Origin of the sequence: Dactylosporangium sp. NBC_01737, assembly GCF_035963215.1 — a bacterium.
GTDB lineage: Bacteria > Actinomycetota > Actinomycetes > Mycobacteriales > Micromonosporaceae > Dactylosporangium.
Genome location: NZ_CP109153.1, coordinates 9,654,539 through 9,670,203, shown reverse-complemented (window position 1 = coordinate 9,670,203; position 15,665 = coordinate 9,654,539). Strand labels below are relative to the sequence as shown.

13 protein-coding genes and 1 pseudogene are annotated in these 15,665 nt (G+C 74.2%); 6 read left to right on the top strand and 8 right to left on the bottom strand.

Features of this window, described 5'->3' with window-relative positions; translation table 11 throughout:
- Positions 1-52: 52 nt before the first annotated feature.
- The 4 genes from OHA72_RS44280 (at position 53) to OHA72_RS44265 (ending at position 3,357) form a co-directional block, all read left to right on the top strand.
- Positions 53-592, top strand: coding sequence for a sigma-70 family RNA polymerase sigma factor (locus OHA72_RS44280; RefSeq protein WP_327002096.1), 540 nt, complete (start codon positions 53-55; stop codon positions 590-592).
- A gap of 8 nt (positions 593-600) precedes the next feature.
- Complete coding sequence (locus OHA72_RS44275) at positions 601-1,248, top strand: hypothetical protein (protein WP_327002095.1); 648 nt, start codon at positions 601-603, stop codon at positions 1,246-1,248.
- Between the two features lie 158 nt (positions 1,249-1,406).
- Positions 1,407-1,658 carry a hypothetical protein gene (locus tag OHA72_RS44270; RefSeq protein WP_327002094.1) on the top strand — a complete coding sequence of 84 codons (252 nt, stop codon included), beginning with the start codon at positions 1,407-1,409 and terminating at the stop codon, positions 1,656-1,658.
- A 199-nt stretch (positions 1,659-1,857) separates the two neighbouring features.
- Positions 1,858-3,357, top strand: coding sequence for a S8 family serine peptidase (locus OHA72_RS44265; protein ID WP_327002093.1), 1,500 nt, complete (start codon positions 1,858-1,860; stop codon positions 3,355-3,357).
- 75 nt (positions 3,358-3,432) lie between these two features.
- Here OHA72_RS44265 and OHA72_RS44260 read toward each other — a convergent pair whose 3' ends face one another.
- The 4 genes from OHA72_RS44260 to OHA72_RS44245 form a co-directional block, all read right to left on the bottom strand.
- On the bottom strand, positions 3,433-5,934 hold the full coding sequence (locus OHA72_RS44260) for a cation-translocating P-type ATPase (RefSeq protein WP_327002092.1): 2,502 nt from the start codon (positions 5,932-5,934) through the stop codon (positions 3,433-3,435).
- A 71-nt stretch (positions 5,935-6,005) separates the two neighbouring features.
- The gene (locus tag OHA72_RS44255; RefSeq protein ID WP_327002091.1) at positions 6,006-6,857 is read right to left on the bottom strand and encodes a universal stress protein; all 852 of its coding nucleotides are present in this window, start codon (positions 6,855-6,857) and stop codon (positions 6,006-6,008) included.
- 22 nt (positions 6,858-6,879) lie between these two features.
- A complete protein-coding gene (gene ppdK / locus OHA72_RS44250) occupies positions 6,880-9,516 on the bottom strand; it encodes a pyruvate, phosphate dikinase (protein WP_327011776.1) in 2,637 nt (878 codons plus the stop codon).
- A 16-nt stretch (positions 9,517-9,532) separates the two neighbouring features.
- Positions 9,533-9,991: a CBS domain-containing protein gene (locus OHA72_RS44245; protein ID WP_327002090.1), complete on the bottom strand. Its 459-nt coding sequence runs from the start codon at positions 9,989-9,991 to the stop codon at positions 9,533-9,535.
- A gap of 221 nt (positions 9,992-10,212) precedes the next feature.
- Here OHA72_RS44245 and OHA72_RS44240 point away from each other — a divergent pair, with 221 nt between their 5' ends.
- On the top strand, positions 10,213-10,908 hold the full coding sequence (locus tag OHA72_RS44240; protein ID WP_327002089.1) for a CBS domain-containing protein: 696 nt from the start codon (positions 10,213-10,215) through the stop codon (positions 10,906-10,908).
- Between the two features lie 60 nt (positions 10,909-10,968).
- Here OHA72_RS44240 and OHA72_RS44235 read toward each other — a convergent pair whose 3' ends face one another.
- The 4 genes and pseudogenes from OHA72_RS44235 to OHA72_RS44220 form a co-directional block, all read right to left on the bottom strand.
- The gene (locus tag OHA72_RS44235) at positions 10,969-11,346 is read right to left on the bottom strand and encodes a hypothetical protein (RefSeq protein ID WP_327002088.1); all 378 of its coding nucleotides are present in this window, start codon (positions 11,344-11,346) and stop codon (positions 10,969-10,971) included.
- Positions 11,343-12,016: pseudogene (locus tag OHA72_RS44230) on the bottom strand (acetate--CoA ligase family protein). Before OHA72_RS44230 ends, OHA72_RS44235 begins: the two are co-directional and overlap by 4 nt.
- Complete coding sequence (locus tag OHA72_RS44225; RefSeq protein WP_327002087.1) at positions 11,914-13,956, bottom strand: GNAT family N-acetyltransferase; 2,043 nt, start codon at positions 13,954-13,956, stop codon at positions 11,914-11,916. The pseudogene OHA72_RS44230 and the gene OHA72_RS44225 overlap by 103 nt, the downstream one beginning before the upstream one ends.
- The gene (locus tag OHA72_RS44220; protein WP_327002086.1) at positions 13,953-14,696 is read right to left on the bottom strand and encodes a CBS domain-containing protein; all 744 of its coding nucleotides are present in this window, start codon (positions 14,694-14,696) and stop codon (positions 13,953-13,955) included. Before OHA72_RS44220 ends, OHA72_RS44225 begins: the two co-directional genes overlap by 4 nt.
- Before the next feature lie 373 nt (positions 14,697-15,069).
- Here OHA72_RS44220 and OHA72_RS44215 point away from each other — a divergent pair, with 373 nt between their 5' ends.
- Complete coding sequence (locus OHA72_RS44215) at positions 15,070-15,606, top strand: DoxX family membrane protein (RefSeq protein WP_327002085.1); 537 nt, start codon at positions 15,070-15,072, stop codon at positions 15,604-15,606.
- The last annotated feature ends 59 nt before the right edge of the window (positions 15,607-15,665 follow it).

Sequence of the window (15,665 nt, the reverse complement as noted above, 5' to 3'; positions counted from 1 at the left end):
CCGGCCTTCACGGCGCCGCCCGCGTGATCGGCTGATCGGCCGGCGGCCTCGCGTGCCGAAGTTTCCGGCGGGCGGTAAATGGATCGGGGTGCTCATGCGTAGAGCGGGTGTGGAACGACAACGGAAGGACTTCGCGGACTTCTACCAGCGCTCCCGGGACGAATGCCTGCGTGCCGTGCTGGCCAGTACGGACGATCGCGCGCTGGCCGACGATCTGGTCGCTGAGGCGTTCGCGCGGGCCTGGGCCTCGTGGTCGAAGGTGAGCCGGCATCCGGCACCGGCGGCGTGGGTGGTGCGCACCGCCCTCAACGTGCGCGTGTCGTGGTGGCGGCGGCGCCGGCGTGAGGTGGCGCTCGACGGCCACGACCGGGCGCAACCGGCCGGGGACGGGCCCGTCATGGACGACGTCCTGCTGGCCGCTGTTCGCCGGCTGCCGCAACGGCAGCGCGAGGTGATCGTGTTGCGCGTCTGGCTCGACCTGGACACCAAGACCGTGGCCGAGGTGCTGGGCATCTCCGCCCTGACCGTGGCCGTCCATCTGTCACGTGCCATCGCAACCCTGCGGGCACAACTGGCGACCGTATCGAAGTAGGAGTGATCATGAATGACGATGAGGTGTTGGGCGCGGTGAAGATGACCCTTGCCGACGTACAGATGGATCGTCCGCTCGAGGCGATCGAGCAGCGCGGTCAGGCGTGGCGGCGCAACCGTCGCCTGCTCGGCGTCGCCGCCGGTGGTGGGCTCGCGGCCGCGGCGGCGCTGGCGCTGACGCTGCCGATGGTCAACCAGCCGGCCGGCACGACCCGGGCCGGCAGCGGCCCTGCCGCCGGCGGGAGCACGACCGGCACCACGGCGGCGATGCAGCCGGTGGCGTTCACGGTGACCAGGCAGGCGGACAGCACGGTGAAGCTGACCCTGGAGCTCAGGCAGGTGTTCGACGCCGAGGCCCTCCAGCGGGCGTTGGCCGACGCGGGTATCCCCGCCGAGGTCAGGACCGGGGTCCTTTGCGCGCCGCGGGACAGCGAGCTGCCAGAGGCCGAGCAGGCCTACCGGTTCGAGCAGGTGACCTCACCGGACGGGGCGGTCAACAGGTACGTCCTCGTCATCGCGCCGTCGAAGATGCCGGAGGCCAGCCGCCTCTACTTCAGCATCCTCATGACCGACGGGGGCGAGCACACGAAGGCCGGGAAGGCGGGCGTGTTCCTGGTCTCCGACGACGACCCGATGGACTGCCGGTCCACCCCCTGAACCGACGGGCCGTGATCCACGGAGGTGGTCCACGCCGCGGCGCCGCCGCAGGCCCCAACGCATGACGTTTCTGAGGTGGGCTCCGTCGACGTCGGCCGGCCGGCGATGTATCAGAGAGCACCGCCACGTACACCGACCGCGGCTTCCCGGACCGGGGAATGACGCTGGTGAACGTCAAGGGCACCGGCGCGAAGGGCATCCGCACGACCGGCGGCGCCAAGGCATGCGACGACGTCCGGCTGCGCCTGTTCGACGCCCGTACCGGCGAGTGTCTCGGATCGGACGTGCCCGCGCCGCTCTGCGACGGCCTCACGATGGAGCTGCCCGACCCCGCCGGCCGATACGCGGTGGAGGTCATCGCGTTCGGTGGCGCGATCAGGGACTACAGCTTCCGCCTCACGCCACAGTAGATGGGGCGTCGCGCCGTGAACAACGACCGTTGCGGATCGGTTGCGGCTCGGTGGGCGCCGACCCGGGTGGTGGACGCCGGGTGGGTAATTCGTGTCGGGTGTCCGGGCAGTTCGCCGATCGGTCCGGTGGAACTGCAACCGAGGCCGGTCATGGTTTGGAGCGTCGAAAGACCACCTCCAAGGACGGAGTACCCATACCGTGAACATCGGCAAGAGACTGCGGGCCGCGGCGGCGGGCGCGCTGCTGGCACCCACCGCGGTGACGCTCGCCGCCGGGCCCGCGCACGCGGTCGTGAAGACGGCGGACACCATGGCGTCGGCGACGAGCCTCGCCCAGGTGCGATCGATCATCGGCGCCGACACCGGGTCCGCGGCGACACTGACCGGCAAGGGCGTCGGGGTGGCGCTCATCGACACCGGCGTCGCCTCGGTGCCCGGGCTGCCGGCCACCCAGATCGTCAACGGGCCGGACCTGTCGTTCGAGTCGCAGGCGGCGAACCTGCGCTACCAGGACACCTACGGCCACGGCACGCACATGGCCGGCATCATCGTCGGCAACGACACCGCCACCGGCACGAAGGGCATCGCGCCCGGCGTCAAGCTGACGTCGGTGAAGGTCGGCACCTCCACCGGCGCCGTAGACGTGTCGCAGATGATCGCCGCGATCGACTGGGTCGTGGTGCACCGCAACGACGACGCGGCGAACCCGATCAAGGTCGTCAACCTCTCCTACGGCTCCGGCGGCAACCCGGTCACGTGGACCGACCCGCTGCAGTTCGCGGTGGAGAAGGCGTGGCAGGCCGGCATCGTCGTGGTCGCCGCGGCCGGCAACAACGGCAACGCCGCCGGCGCGCTGACCAACCCGGCCACCGACGACTGGGTGCTCGCCGTCGGCGCCACCGCCACCAACGGCACCACCGCCACCACCGACGACACCCTGGCCGCGTTCACCAACCTGTCCTCGACCACCACAGCCGGTGCCGCCGGTCAGGTCGACCTGCTCGCCCCGGGCACATCGATCGCGTCGCTGCGCGTCCCCGGCTCCAACGTCGACAACCTGTACCCATCGGCTCGGGTGGGCGAGACCCTGTTCAAGGGCAGCGGCACCTCCCAGGCCACCGCCGTCGTCACCGCCGCCGCCGCGCTGCTGCTGCAGGCGAAGCCGACCGCGACGCCGAACCAGGTCAAGGACTGGCTCACCAAGGGCGCCACCGCCCTGACCACCGGCACCGCCGCCACTCTCGGCCTGCGCGAGCTCAACGTCAACGGCGCGCTGGCCCGCACCGGCACCACCGTGACCGCGCCGACATTGAAGCTGTCCAGCGGCACCGGCCCCCTCCAGGGCTCCCGCGGCACCAGCTCGATGACCCTCGACGGCGTGAAGCTCACCGGCGAGCGCACCGTCTGGGGCACGTTCACCTCGTCGCAGTGGGCCTCGACCAAGTCCTCCGGCACGACCTGGAGCGGCGGGCTGTGGCTGGGCAACCGCGTCGCCGGCGACGGGTGGACCGGCACGTCCTGGGCGTCCAGGACCTGGGCGCCCGCGACGTGGACCGCCACCCCCTGGGCCGGCAGCGCCGCCGGCTGGAGCGACCCCGCGTGGTCCGGCCGCACCTGGTCCGGCCGCACCTGGTCCGCGGGCACCTGGTCCGGGCGCACCTGGTCCAGCGACGGATGGTCCGCCGGCACCTGGGCGTGACCTCGTCGCGTGCCGGGGCGGTGCTCAGCGCCGCCCCGCACGGCCGCCGGCGATCGACGCGCGCTGAGCGGTAGGTCAGCGGCGGCGGCCCCGCGCGTACGTCACCAGTCCCGGCACCGCGGCCACCGCGGCGCACCCGAGCGCCTGCGTCAGGGTCAGCGGCTCCGTGCCCAGCAGCGACTGCAGCGGCGGCAGCCACACGGCGCCGAGCTGCAGGACCAGGGACAGCGCGACGGCGGCGTCCAGGCTCCAGTTGCGCTGCCCGCTGCCGCGGACCCGCAGCGCGAGCGCGACGCCGAGCTGGGCGAGTCCGAGCACGACGAACAGCACGCTCTGCCACGGCCCGCCGGTGTGGCTGGTCCACGCCGCCGCGGCGAGGGCGGCCGTGGTGATCAGCAGGCCGGTGGCCGCGATCGGCCCGGCCAGCCCGCCGAGGATCGCCTGGTCCGGCCGGCGGGGTGGCCGGCGCATGAGGTCCGGGCCCGCCGGTTCGCCGCCGAGCGCCACGCCGGGCAGGCCGTGCGTGATCATGTTGATCCACAGGATCTGCGCCGGCAGCAGCGGCACCGGCAGGCCGAGCCAGGGGCCGGCGAGCATGATGACCACCTCGGCGGCGCCGCCGGACAGTGCGTAGACCAGGAACCGGCGGATGTTGGCGTAGATGCGCCGGCCCTCCCGCACGGCGGTGGCGACCGTGGCGAGGTTGTCGTCGGCCAGGACGAGGTCCGCGGCCTGCCGCGCCGCCTCGGTGCCGCCGCGGCCCATCGCGACGCCGATGTCGGCGCGGCGCAGCGCCGGCGCGTCGTTCACGCCGTCACCGGTCATGGCCACGACGGCGCCGTCGCGCTGCAGCGCGGCGATGATGGTCAGCTTGCGTTCCGGGCTGGTGCGCGCGTACACGACGGCAGGCTCGCCCTCGTCGACGGGGTCGTCGCCGAGCGCGACCCTGGCGCCCGGTGCGGCGATGCCGACGCGCTCGGCGATCGCCGCAGCCGTCGCCGGATGGTCGCCGGTGATCAGGATCGGCCGGATCCCCGCGTCGTGGAACGCCGCGACCGCTGCGGGTGCGGCGTCGCGGACCGGGTCGATGAGCGCGACGAGGCCGAGCAGCGGCAGCCCGCGCTCGGCGTCCTGCGTCGCCGGCCTGGTGGCATGGTGCGCTCCGGCGACGGCGAGCACCCGGTACCCGTCGGCGGCGAGCCCGGCGGCTGCCTCGGACGCCCACGCGCGGGTCTCCTCGTCGGTGTCGACGGGGCCGCCGGGGGTGAGCAGGGCGTCGGGTGCGCCCTTGCACACGATCAGGTAGCCGCCGTCCAGGTCGGTGTGGACGGTGGTCATGCGGCGCCGGTCGGCGTCGAACGGCACCTCGTCGACCCGCGGGAACCGTTGCCGCAGCGCCGTGCCGACCCCGCACCGGCCCGCCGCGGTCAGGAGCGCGGCCTCCATCGGGTCACCGACCGGCGCCCATGCGGTGCGGTCCCCGTCCGGGGCGGCCAGGTCCGCGTCGGTGCACAGCACCAGCGCCCGGGCGAGGCCTGTCCCGGCGGCGCCGGGCGCCGGCGTTGCGGTGCCGGCCGGGTCGTACCCGGACCCGTGCAGCGCGATCTCGGTGCGGTCCGGCAGCAGGAACCGCTCGACGCTCATCAGCCCCTCGGTGAGGGTGCCGGTCTTGTCGGTGGCCAGGATGGTGACGGAGCCGAGGGTCTCCACCGCCGGCAGCCGGCGCACGATCGCGGACCGCCGGGCCATGCGGTGCGCGCCGAGCGCCAGGGCGAGCGTCACGACCGCCGGCAGCGACTCGGGCACGGCGGCGACGGTGAGGCTCACCGCCGCGAGGAGCATCTCGGTGACCGGCTGCCCGCGCAGCACCCCGACCAGGAACACCACGCCCGACAGGGCGACGGCGGTCACCGCCAGGACCTTGCCCAGCCCGACGAGCCGGCGCTGCAGCGGCGTCTGCCGGCGCGGCTGCCCGGACACCAGCGCCGCGATGCGGCCCAGCGCGCTGGCCGGCCCGGTGCGCAGCACCACGCCGGCCGCGCGGCCGGTGGCGGTGACCGTCCCGGCGGACAGTTCGTCGCCGACGCCCCTGGACACCGTCATCGACTCGCCGGTCAGCGCCGACTCGTCCAGCGCCAGCCGGACCGCCTCGACGACGCGCAGGTCCGCCGGGACGATGTCACCGGCCTCGACGCGGACCAGGTCGCCGGGGACCAGATCACCCGCCGGCAGCTGCACGTCGACGCCGTCGCGGCGGACCCGGGCGGCGGGCGCGGCCATCCGGCGCAGCGCCGACACGGCCCGGTCCGCGCGGAACTCCTGCACCACACCGACCGTGGTGTTGAGCACGATCACCAGCAGGATGACGACGAGGTCGCTGACGTCGCGCAGGACCAGGGTGACGACCATCGCGGCGAGCAGCACGACGATCAGCGGATCGCGCAGCTGCGCGCCGACCCGCGCCGGGACGGACGGCGGCCGGGCCACCGGCAGTTCGTTGCGGCCGTGCCGTTCGCGCAGCGCGGCGACCTCCGCTGCGGCGAGCCCGGCCTGGTTCGTCGTCAGTGTGGGCATCATGTCTCGACCGTCGCACCGGGCGGGACCTTCGCCCAGGGGCGAAGGTCCCGCCGTGCCGGGACTGCCGGGGGTCAGGTGGCCGCCGGCGTGTGGGCGATCAGCACCGGGCACTCCGCGTGGTGCATCAGCTGCTGGCCGACGGAGCCGAGCAGCAGCCCGGTGAAGCCGCCGTGCCCGCGGCTGCCGACCACGACGAGCTGCGCCGTATGCGACGCCCCGATGAGGACCTTGGCGGCCCGCCCGGCGGCCACGACGGCCTCGACCTTGATACCGGGGTACCGCTCCCGCCAGCCGGCCAGCGACGACTCCAGCGCCGCCCGCTCCGCCGCCTCGGCCGCGTCGCGCGGGACCAGCACCGGCGACGGCGGCAGGTACGCGCGGACCGCGACCAGTTCGGTGCCGCGGGCGGTGGCGGCCTCGAACGCGAGGCGCAGCGCGGTCTCCGCCGACGCCGAACCGTCGACCCCGACGACGACCGGCCCGCCGACCGCGTCGCCGTGCCCGCGCACCACGACGACCGGTGTCCGGGCGTGCGTGGCGACCTGCTGGCTCACCGAGCCCAGCAGCAGGTTGCTGACCCCGCCGGCGCCGCGGCTGCCGACGACCAGCAGGTGTGCGGCTTCGCTCAGGTCCAGCAGCGTCGACGCCCCCGGCGCGTGCACGGCGGTGCCGATGACGTCGATGCCGTCGTGACGTTCCCGGACCCGGGCGACGGCGTCGCCGACGAGCTGCTCGCCGGCGCGTTCGGCCGCCTCGACCAGTTCGGCCGTCACGTCGTAGTAGATGCCGGGCCACATCACGTGGTACCCGTGCACGATCTGCAACTGGGCACCGGTCCGCCCGGCCTCGGCGGCGGCCCAGTCCACCGCCTTGCGCGACTCGTCGGAGCCGTCGTAGCCGACCACGATCCGTTGCGTGTGCATTGCAACCTCCTCAGGTGTGCTGTCAGCGGGTGTCGGATCCGGTTGCGGCGACGGCGCTGCGGCCCGCCTCCAGCCGCGCGACCGGTACCCGGAACGGCGAGCAGGACACGTAGTCCAGCCCGGCGTCGTGGAAGAAGTGGATGGACGCGGGGTCGCCGCCGTGTTCGCCGCAGACGCCGATGTGCAGGTCCGGCCGGGCGCGGCGACCCTCGTCCACGGCGATGCGGACCAGCCGGCCGACGCCGTCGCGGTCGATCGACTCGAACGGTGAGACCCCGAAGATGCCCAGTTCCAGGTACCGGGTGAAGAAGGCGCCCTCGACGTCGTCGCGGGAGAAGCCCCACCCCATCTGGGTGAGATCGTTGGTGCCGAAGGAGAAGAAGTCCGCGGCACGGGCGATCTCACCGGCCGTCAGGGCGGCGCGCGGCACCTCGATCATGGTGCCGATGCGCGCCTGCACCCCGAGCGAGCTCAGCAGCCACATCGCCTCCTCGCGGACGGCCTCGAGCTCCTGCACGGCACCGACGAGCGGCACCATGATCTCGGGGCTCACCGCGACGCCCTGCTCGCGGCAGGCGAGGGCAGCCTCGGCGACGGCGCGGATCTGCATCGCGAACAGCCCGGGCACGACCAGGCCGAGCCGGACCCCGCGCAGGCCGAGCATCGGGTTCTCCTCGTGCATGCGCTGGACCGCGTCGAGCAGCGCCCGGTCGTGACCGTCCGGTTCGCCGCGCGACTGCGCCAGGGCGACCTTCACCGAAAGCTCCTCCAGCGGCGGCAGGAACTCGTGCAGCGGCGGGTCGATCAGCCGGATGGTCACCGGCAGCCCGTTCATCGCCTGGAACAGCCGCACGAAGTCGGCGCGCTGCAACGGCAGCAGGTCCGCCAGCGCCGCGTCGCGTTCCTCGTTGGTCCGGGCGAGGATCAGCCGCTCGACGAGCGGCCGCCGCTCACCCAGGAACATGTGCTCGGTGCGGCACAGGCCGATGCCCTGCGCGCCGAAGCGACGGGCCCGGGCGGCGTCGTCGAAGGTGTCGGCGTTGGCCCGCACCGCGAGGCGCCGCACCTTGTCGGCGTGGCCGAGGATCCGGTCGACGGCCGCGACGAGCGGGTCGGCGCCGGGGGAGAGGGTGCCCTCGAAGTAGCGCACGACCGGCGACGGCTGGACGGGCAGGGCACCGAGGTACACGCTGCCGGTGGTCCCGTCGATGGAGATGACGTCACCCTCCCGCACCACCTGGCCGCCGCCGGCGGTGAACCGCCGCGCGTCGACATCCACGTCGATGCCGTCGGCGCCGCAGACGCACGTCGTGCCCATGCCACGGGCGACGACGGCCGCGTGCGAGGTCTTGCCGCCCCGGCTGGTCAGGATGCCCTGCGCGGCGATCATGCCGGGCAGGTCGTCGGGGTTCGTCTCGCGGCGGACCAGGACCACCGCCGTCCCACCGGCGGCGACGTCCGCCGCGCGCCGGGCGTCGAAGACCGCCGCGCCGACGGCCGCCCCGGGCGACGCGGCGACGCCCGTGGCGATCCGCTCCGGGCGGCCGGACAGGTCGAACGTGGGGAACATCAGCTGTGCGAGCTGCGCGCCCGTCACCCGGGTCAACGCCTCGTCGGCGTCGATGACGCCGTCGTCGAGCAGCTGCGCGGCGATGACGAACGCCGCCGCCGCGGTCCGCTTGCCGACGCGGGTCTGCAGCATCCACAGCTTGCCGCGTTCGATGGTGAACTCGATGTCGCACAGGTCCCGGTAGTGCTCCTCGAGCCTCGCCATGATGGTCAGCAGCTCGTCGTAGGATCGCCGGTCGACGGTGGCGAGTTCCTGCAGCGGCACCGTGTTCCGGATGCCGGCCACGACGTCCTCGCCCTGGGCGTTGGCGAGGTAGTCGCCGTAGACACCGGCCGCGCCGGTGGCCGGGTCGCGGGTGAACGCCACGCCGGTGCCGGAGTCCGCGCCGAGGTTGCCGAAGACCATGGCGACGATGTTGACGGCGGTGCCGAGGTCCGCGGGGATGTGCTCCTGCCGGCGGTACAGCACGGCGCGCTCGGCGTTCCACGAGCTGAAGACCGCGCGGATCGACTGGTCGAGCTGCTCGCGCGGGTCCTGCGGGAACGGCCGGCCGGTGTGCGCGGTGAAGATGTCCTTGTAGGTCTCCACCAGCGCGCGCAGATCGCCGGCGTCCAGGCCGAGGTCGTCGGTGGTGCCCTTCGCCGCCTTGGCGGCGTCCAGCGCCGCGTCGAACCGCTCGCCGGGCACGTCGCAGACGGTCCTGCCGAACATCTGGATCAGCCGCCGGTAGGAGTCCCAGGCGAACCGCTCGTCGCCGCCGGTCTGCCCGGCGAGGCCGATGACCGTGGTGTCGGTCAGCCCGACGTTGAGGATCGTCTCCATCATGCCCGGCATCGAGAACTTCGCCCCGGACCGCACCGAGACCAGCAGCGGGTCGACGGTGTCGCCGAGCCGCCGGCCCGCCTGCTGTTCGAGCCGCTCCAGATGCAGGTCGATCTCGTCGCCGAGGCCGAACGGCTCGTCGCCGGTGCGCAGGTACGCACGGCACGCGTCGGTCGTGACGGTGAAGCCGGGCGGCACCGGCAGCCCGAGCCTCGCCATCTCCGCGAGGTTGCCGCCCTTGCCGCCGAGCAGGTCCTTGAGCTCCATGCCACCTTCGGCGAAGTCATACACGTACTTGGTCACGACCGGCCTCCTTCAGCGCGGTGCGAGCCGCCGGCGCCGTGCGGCACTGGCGGATGGTGATGGTGCCCCGGACGCAGCCCAGGTCGTCCACGACGTAGGCGACGTCCGTCCCGGCGGCGGTGAGCGCCTGCAACGCCCGCGCCACCGGCCACGTCCACGGCACCGGTTCGGCTGCCGCCATGAGGTCGCCGGCGACCGCCCGGCACTGCCGGTCCCTGCGCCGGCGCTGCCGCGGCGTGCCCGCGATGCGGGGGCCGCCGGCGGGACCGAACAGGTCCGGGTGGTCGGCGGTGTCGATGGCGCCGAGGAGCCGGCCGAAGTCGTCGACGACCGCGACGCCGGTCACCCGGCGGCCTTCGACGAGGTCGATCAGCTGCTGCAGGCGGGCGTGCCCGCCGACGGTGACCGCACCCGCGGTCATCCGGCTCGCCACGGTCATCGCCACGGCGCACCTCCAAGGGGGTCCGGCTCGAACGCTAGGCACGGTCCACGGCCGGGGACAGGGCCGATGGACCCGGGTTCGCGGGCCGGTCGAACGTCACCCGCGGACGTGTCGTTGGACCCTGCTGCGCGCCTCCGGCCGGCCATACGTTCGGCTCAGGACACAGCGACGCAACGACAGAGCGACGAAACGCAGGAGCCGCGAGAAGGAGGCAGGCCATGGGCCGCTGGAACGTCGCCGACGTGATGACGATCGGCGCGATATCGGTGCAGGAGGACACGCCGTTCAAGGAGATCGTCGACCTTCTGGAGGCGCATGAGATCAACGCGGTGCCGGTGGTCGACGGGTTCGACCGGGTCGTCGGCGTCGTGTCGTCGGCCGACCTGGTGCCGAAGATCGAGTTCGCCGGGGACGACGACCACCTGCGGCTGTTCGAGAACCGGCACACCCGCCAGGCCCGCGGCAAGGCGCACGCGACCGCCGCCGGTGAGCTGATGAACGCCCCGGCCGTGACCGTCATGAGCACCACGTCCGTGGTCGCCGCCGCGCGGATCATGGAGACCGACGAGCTCAAGCGCTTGCCGGTCGTCGACGACATGGGCCGGCTCATCGGCATGGTGACCCGCAGGGACCTGCTGAAGGTGTTCCTGCGCACCGACGACGACATCCGCCGGGAGATTGTCGCCGAGGCCCTCGACGGGCTCGTCGGCGTCGAACAGTCCCAGGTGCGGGTCGAGGTCGACGACGGCGTCGTCACGCTGCTGGGCGAGGTGGAGCGCGGGTCGCTCGTGCCGGCGCTGATCCGCCAGATCGAGCGCGTCGACGGTGTCGTCGACGTCGTCAGCCACCTGTCGGCCGAGGCGGACGACACCGGCGAGCAGCCGAAGGGCTACCGGGCGCCGGTGATGTTCTGAGCAGTGCTCCGGCAAGGGGCGGACGGCAGAGCCGTCCGCCCCTCGGCCGTCCCCGGGCGGTCACTGCACGACGAGCCGGTGTGCCCGCAGCAACCGCGCCCACCATGGGCGGTCCGAACGCCGCCGCGGCGTCAGGTGCGGGGACGCGGCGCCTTTGAGACTGACCCAGCCGCCCGGCCCCATGCTCACCGTGCCGATCGACGGGCCACGGCCGCGCGTGGCCGCCGCGACGGCCGCCACGGCGACGAGTCCCGCCACGGCGCACCAGGCGAGCCGCTGAGGGTCCATGACGGGCACGAACGACACCGTGCCGTCGGCGTGGATCGTGAAGGCGCCGAGCGGCCGCGACCGGTCGGCGTGGTGCTCCGTCACCGGCACCAGCACGGTGCCGCCGGGTCCGGTGACGGGTGGCCGTCGGTCTGAGTCCAGCTGCGTCATGATCGCGGCTCCCGGTCGTCGTCGGTGTCGGGTCGCAGGAGCAGGTTGCGCAGGTACGGGTCGGGCTCGACGCCGACGGCGGACAGCCGCAGCCGCACGTCGACGGCCGTGCACCCGGCCGGGCCCGCAAGGATCGGGTCGAGGTCGAGCTCCGCGATCTCGGGCACGTCCTCGGCCAGCCGGCCCAGGCGGAGCAGGAGGTCCTCCAGCGCGGCCGTGTCCGCGGGCGGCGCGCCCCACCCACCCGTCAGCAGCGGCGCGGCGCGCAGCGAGCGCCACATGGTCGCGGCGTCGCGGTCGGTGAGCGGCAGCAGCCGCGGCACGGGGTCGCCACGCAGCTCGGCGCGCCCCCGAGGCCGACCGTCACCAGCGAGCCGAACAGCGGATCGTGCGCGATGCCGGCGGTGAGCTCGACGCCCGGTGCGGCCATCCGCTGGACGACCACGGGCGGATCGGCCTCGCCGATGGCGGCGCCGATCAGGCCGCAGGCGTGGCGTACCGCCGCGGCGTCGGTGAGGCCGAGCCGGACGGTGCCGCCACCGGGCAGAGGGCCGGGCGTCGCCGCCTTCACCGCGACCGGATGGCCGAGGCTCGCCGCGACCGCGACCGCCGCGGCGGCCCCGTCGGCGAGGTGGGCGTCGAGGACCGTGATGCCGTAGGCGCGCAGCACCTCCCGGGCGACGCCCCCAGGTTGCCACCCGGCACCGGAGCGCAGCGCACGGTCCACGATCGCCCGGGCGGCGGTGGCGTCGACGCCGTCGAGCAGCGGCCGGTCACCGAGCGGCTCCGCCGCCACGCGGCGTAACGCACCATCCGGCCGAGCGCGCGCACGGCGGGCTCTGGCAACCGGTACACGGGGACCCTGCGCCGGCCCAGCGTCGCCGGAGCGCCGGTGACCCCGACCGCCACGACCGCGACGGGCAGGTCCGGGGCCTCGTCGACGGCGGCGGCGAGGGCGCGCAGCGTCGCGGCGCCGTCGTTCGTGCGGGTCGCGACGTAGGTGACGACGAGCAGGTCCGCCTCGCCGGACGCGGCGACGGCCCGGACCGCCCCCGCCATGGCCTCCGCGGAGGCGCCGGTGCCGAGGTCGACAGGGCCGCCCGCCCTGCCGGACGCGGTCACGGCCAGCCCGGCGGCTGCGGCCGCGCCGGCGGCGAGGGCGTTGAGGCCGCGGGCGTTGCCGAGGACCGCGAGCCGGTCACCGGCGGGCAGCGGCTGGTCGACGAGGACCCTGGCGGTGTCCAGCAGCTCCCCGAGCGTGTCGGTGCGGATGACCCCCGCCTGGTCGAACAGCGCCTCGACGGCGATGTCGGCGGACGCACCGGTACCGGCGCGACGGCCGCTGCGCACGGCGAGGACCGGCTTGCGCCGCCCGAGCGCGCGGGCGATCCCTGCGAAGCGCCGGGGGTTGCCGAACGACTCGACGTACAGCGCCACGGCCCGGGTGGCGGGATCGTCGTGCCAGTAGGCCAGCAGGTCGTTGCCGCTGACGTCGGCCTTGTCGCCGAGCGACACGAAGGTGGACACCCCGATCCCGTGCTGCGCGGCGTCCTCCAGGATCGCCACGCCGATCGCGCCGGACTGCGACGCCACGGCGAGCCCACCGGCCGGCGGCAGCGTCTGGGCGAACGTGGCCGTGAGCCGCACCGCCGGGTCGGTGTTGAGCACGCCGAGGCTGTCCGGGCCGACCAGCCGCATACCGTGCCGCCGGGCCGTGCGCACCAGGTCCGCGCGGACGGCGTCGCCGAGACCGGACGTGAGGATGACCGCGGCGCGAACCCCGGCGGCGCAGCAGTCCTGCACGACCTCCGTCACGGCCCGGGCCGGCACGGCGACGACCGCGAGGTCGATCTCCTCACCGACCAGGGCGACGGACGGCAGCGCGGGCAGTCCGCAGACGTCGCGGGCGCGGGGGTTGACCGCGTACAGGTCGCCGTCGTATCCACCGGCGAGCAGCGCGGCGAGGATCTCGTGCCCGACACCGCCCGGTTGCCGGCCCGCGCCGATCACGGCGACGGACGCCGGGGCGAGCAGCGGCCTGAGCGAGTGGTGCGCGGCGGTGCGGTCCCGCTCGCCGACGGCGGCGAGGGCGGCCTCGTCCGGCAGCGTCGGGATCCGCACCTGGACGACGCCCGGGTCCTCGAAGGTCCTCGGTACGCCGGGCGCGAGGCCGCCGCTGACGCGCAGCATCGCCCGGTTGCCGGCCAGGACGTCACCGACGAGTTCGGTGATGCCCTGGCGGCGGGCGGCGCCGGCCAGGTGCTCCAGCAGCAGTGTGCCGAGACCCTCGCCATGGTGCGCGTCGTGGACGATGAGGGCGAAGTCCGCCTGGTCGGCGTTGATCCGCTCGTACGACCCGGCGGCCAGGACGGCGTCGCCCCGCTGGACCAGCAGCGCGAGGTGCCGATCGTCGGCGGGCCGGGTCAGCCGCCGCACCTCCGCGTCGAGTGCGGCGCCCGCGCTGAAGAACCGCAGGTACCGGTTGTGCGGGGACATGCCCTCGTGCAGTTCGCGCAGCGCCGGCGCGTCCGCGGCCGTGACCTGGCGGACCCGGACGACCTTGCCATCCGCGGTCAGGCAGTCGGCCGGGGCCGCCGGTCCCGCGCTCATCCGGAACCCGCGCCGGAAAACCGTTCCGGGGTGATCAGTTCCGGGGCGGCCGGTGCCGGGGTGATCGGTTCCGGGATGATCGATTCCGGGATGGCCGGTTCCGCCCCGGCCGGCACGGCGATGTCGTCGACGACGCGGACCACCCCGTCCAGACCGCCGGCGACCCTGACCGTCAGCACGGCATCGCGCCGGCGTTCAACGGTGCCGGACAGCGTCACGACGCCGTCGTGGACGGCCGCCGTGACGCCCTCGTGGTCGAACCACAGCCCGTGGGCGAGCAGCTCGTCCATGAGCTCACCTTCGATCGCCTCGTCGGAGCGCAGCGCGCCGCGCAGCAGATCCCGCCGGGTGACGATCCCGACGAGGATCCCCGCGTCGTCGTCGAGCACGGGCAGCCGCTTCACCCGGTGCCGCTCCATCAGGCGGGCGGCGGTGCTCACGGCGGCCCCGGCGGTCACCGTCACCGGCGGGACGCTCATCAGCTCACCGGCGGTCCGCGCGCCGGCCTTGTGCCGGGCGGCCGCGGATCCGTCCCGGCCGGGCGCCGGGCCGGCGGGGTGCAGTCTCGGCAGCAGGTCGGCCTCGGAGATGACACCGAGCACCCGGTTGCCGTCGCCGACGACCGGGACGCCGCTCACGCCGAACTCGGTGATGACGTCGATGACGTGCCGGCAGGTGCAGTCCGCCGTCACCACGACCACCGACGGGTTCATGACGTCACGAACGCGTGGATCGTTCATCGGTCCACCCCCTTCGCTGCTCACGATGCCGCGCCGCCGCGCCGGGCACACGGGCCGAAAGTCACGTCCGCCCCGGCGAGACGACGTTCGTGCCTGTGTACCCATGTCGGCGGCCCCCTGTCGGCTGGATGTGCGCTGTGCCAGCCTGCGGGCGGTCCGCGTGGTGGCGGATGAGGCGAAGGTCATCGGCTCCGGTCCGTTCAGCCCCTGCCCGGCCGGGACCTTCGCCTCAGACGGCCCGGTCCGAACGGGCGCCGGGACCTTCGTCCCGTGAGGTCGGGCAGACATGCCCTGCTGACGTTCATCGATCTGCGCGACGCTCGGTACGTCAGCAACGAAGGCCGATATCTCACCCGGAAGGGAAGCGAGCACCATGGCCACCCTCGCCCCCAGCACCGCCATCACCGCTACCGGCACGAAGGCGGCGACCGCCGGCCGGTACGTCTTCGCCGGCGTGCGCATCGCGCTCGGCTGGGTCTTCCTGTGGGCGTTCCTCGACAAGCTGTTCGGGCTCGGCCACGAGACCGCCGAGAAGGCCGCCTGGATCAACGGCGGCAGCCCCACCAACGGGTTCCTCGGCCGCGCGGTCGCCGGCCCGTTCAAAGACTTCTACAACGGCATCGCGGGCGCCGGCTGGGCCGACTGGATGTTCATGCTCGGGCTGCTGGGCATCGGCGTCGCGCTGATCCTCGGCATCGGCATGCGGGTCGCCGCGGCCGCCGCCGCGCTGCTGCTGGTGCTCATGTGGACCGCGGTGCTCCCGCCCGAGAACAACCCGTTCATGGACGACCACCTCATCTACGCCGGCACCATCGTCGGCCTCGCGCTCACCCAGGCCGGGGACACGTTCGGCCTCGGGAAGCGGTGGGCACAGACCGCGCTGGTCAAGAAGGCGCCGTGGCTGCGGTGAACACCTGACAGGTGTCCCGGGGCGGCAGGACTTCCGGCCCTGCCGCCTCCGGCCGCGCC

Excerpts from the sequence above, each read along its gene's own strand:
- OHA72_RS44255 (WP_327002091.1), bottom strand. The coding sequence starts at position 6,857 with ATGCACACGCAACGGATCGTGGTCGGCTACGACGGCTCCGACGAGTCG.
- OHA72_RS44220 (WP_327002086.1), bottom strand. The coding sequence starts at position 14,696 with ATGAACGATCCACGCGTTCGTGACGTCATGAACCCGTCGGTGGTCGTG.
- OHA72_RS44240 (WP_327002089.1), top strand. The coding sequence starts at position 10,213 with ATGGGCCGCTGGAACGTCGCCGACGTGATGACGATCGGCGCGATATCG.
- OHA72_RS44270 (WP_327002094.1), top strand. The coding sequence starts at position 1,407 with ATGACGCTGGTGAACGTCAAGGGCACCGGCGCGAAGGGCATCCGCACG.
- OHA72_RS44215 (WP_327002085.1), top strand. The coding sequence starts at position 15,070 with ATGGCCACCCTCGCCCCCAGCACCGCCATCACCGCTACCGGCACGAAG.
- OHA72_RS44245 (WP_327002090.1), bottom strand. The coding sequence starts at position 9,991 with ATGACCGTGGCGAGCCGGATGACCGCGGGTGCGGTCACCGTCGGCGGG.
- ppdK (WP_327011776.1), bottom strand. The coding sequence starts at position 9,516 with ATGGAGCTCAAGGACCTGCTCGGCGGCAAGGGCGGCAACCTCGCGGAG.
- OHA72_RS44225 (WP_327002087.1), bottom strand. The coding sequence starts at position 13,956 with ATGAGCGCGGGACCGGCGGCCCCGGCCGACTGCCTGACCGCGGATGGC.
- OHA72_RS44235 (WP_327002088.1), bottom strand. The coding sequence starts at position 11,346 with ATGACGCAGCTGGACTCAGACCGACGGCCACCCGTCACCGGACCCGGC.
- OHA72_RS44260 (WP_327002092.1), bottom strand. The coding sequence starts at position 5,934 with ATGATGCCCACACTGACGACGAACCAGGCCGGGCTCGCCGCAGCGGAG.
- OHA72_RS44275 (WP_327002095.1), top strand. The coding sequence starts at position 601 with ATGAATGACGATGAGGTGTTGGGCGCGGTGAAGATGACCCTTGCCGAC.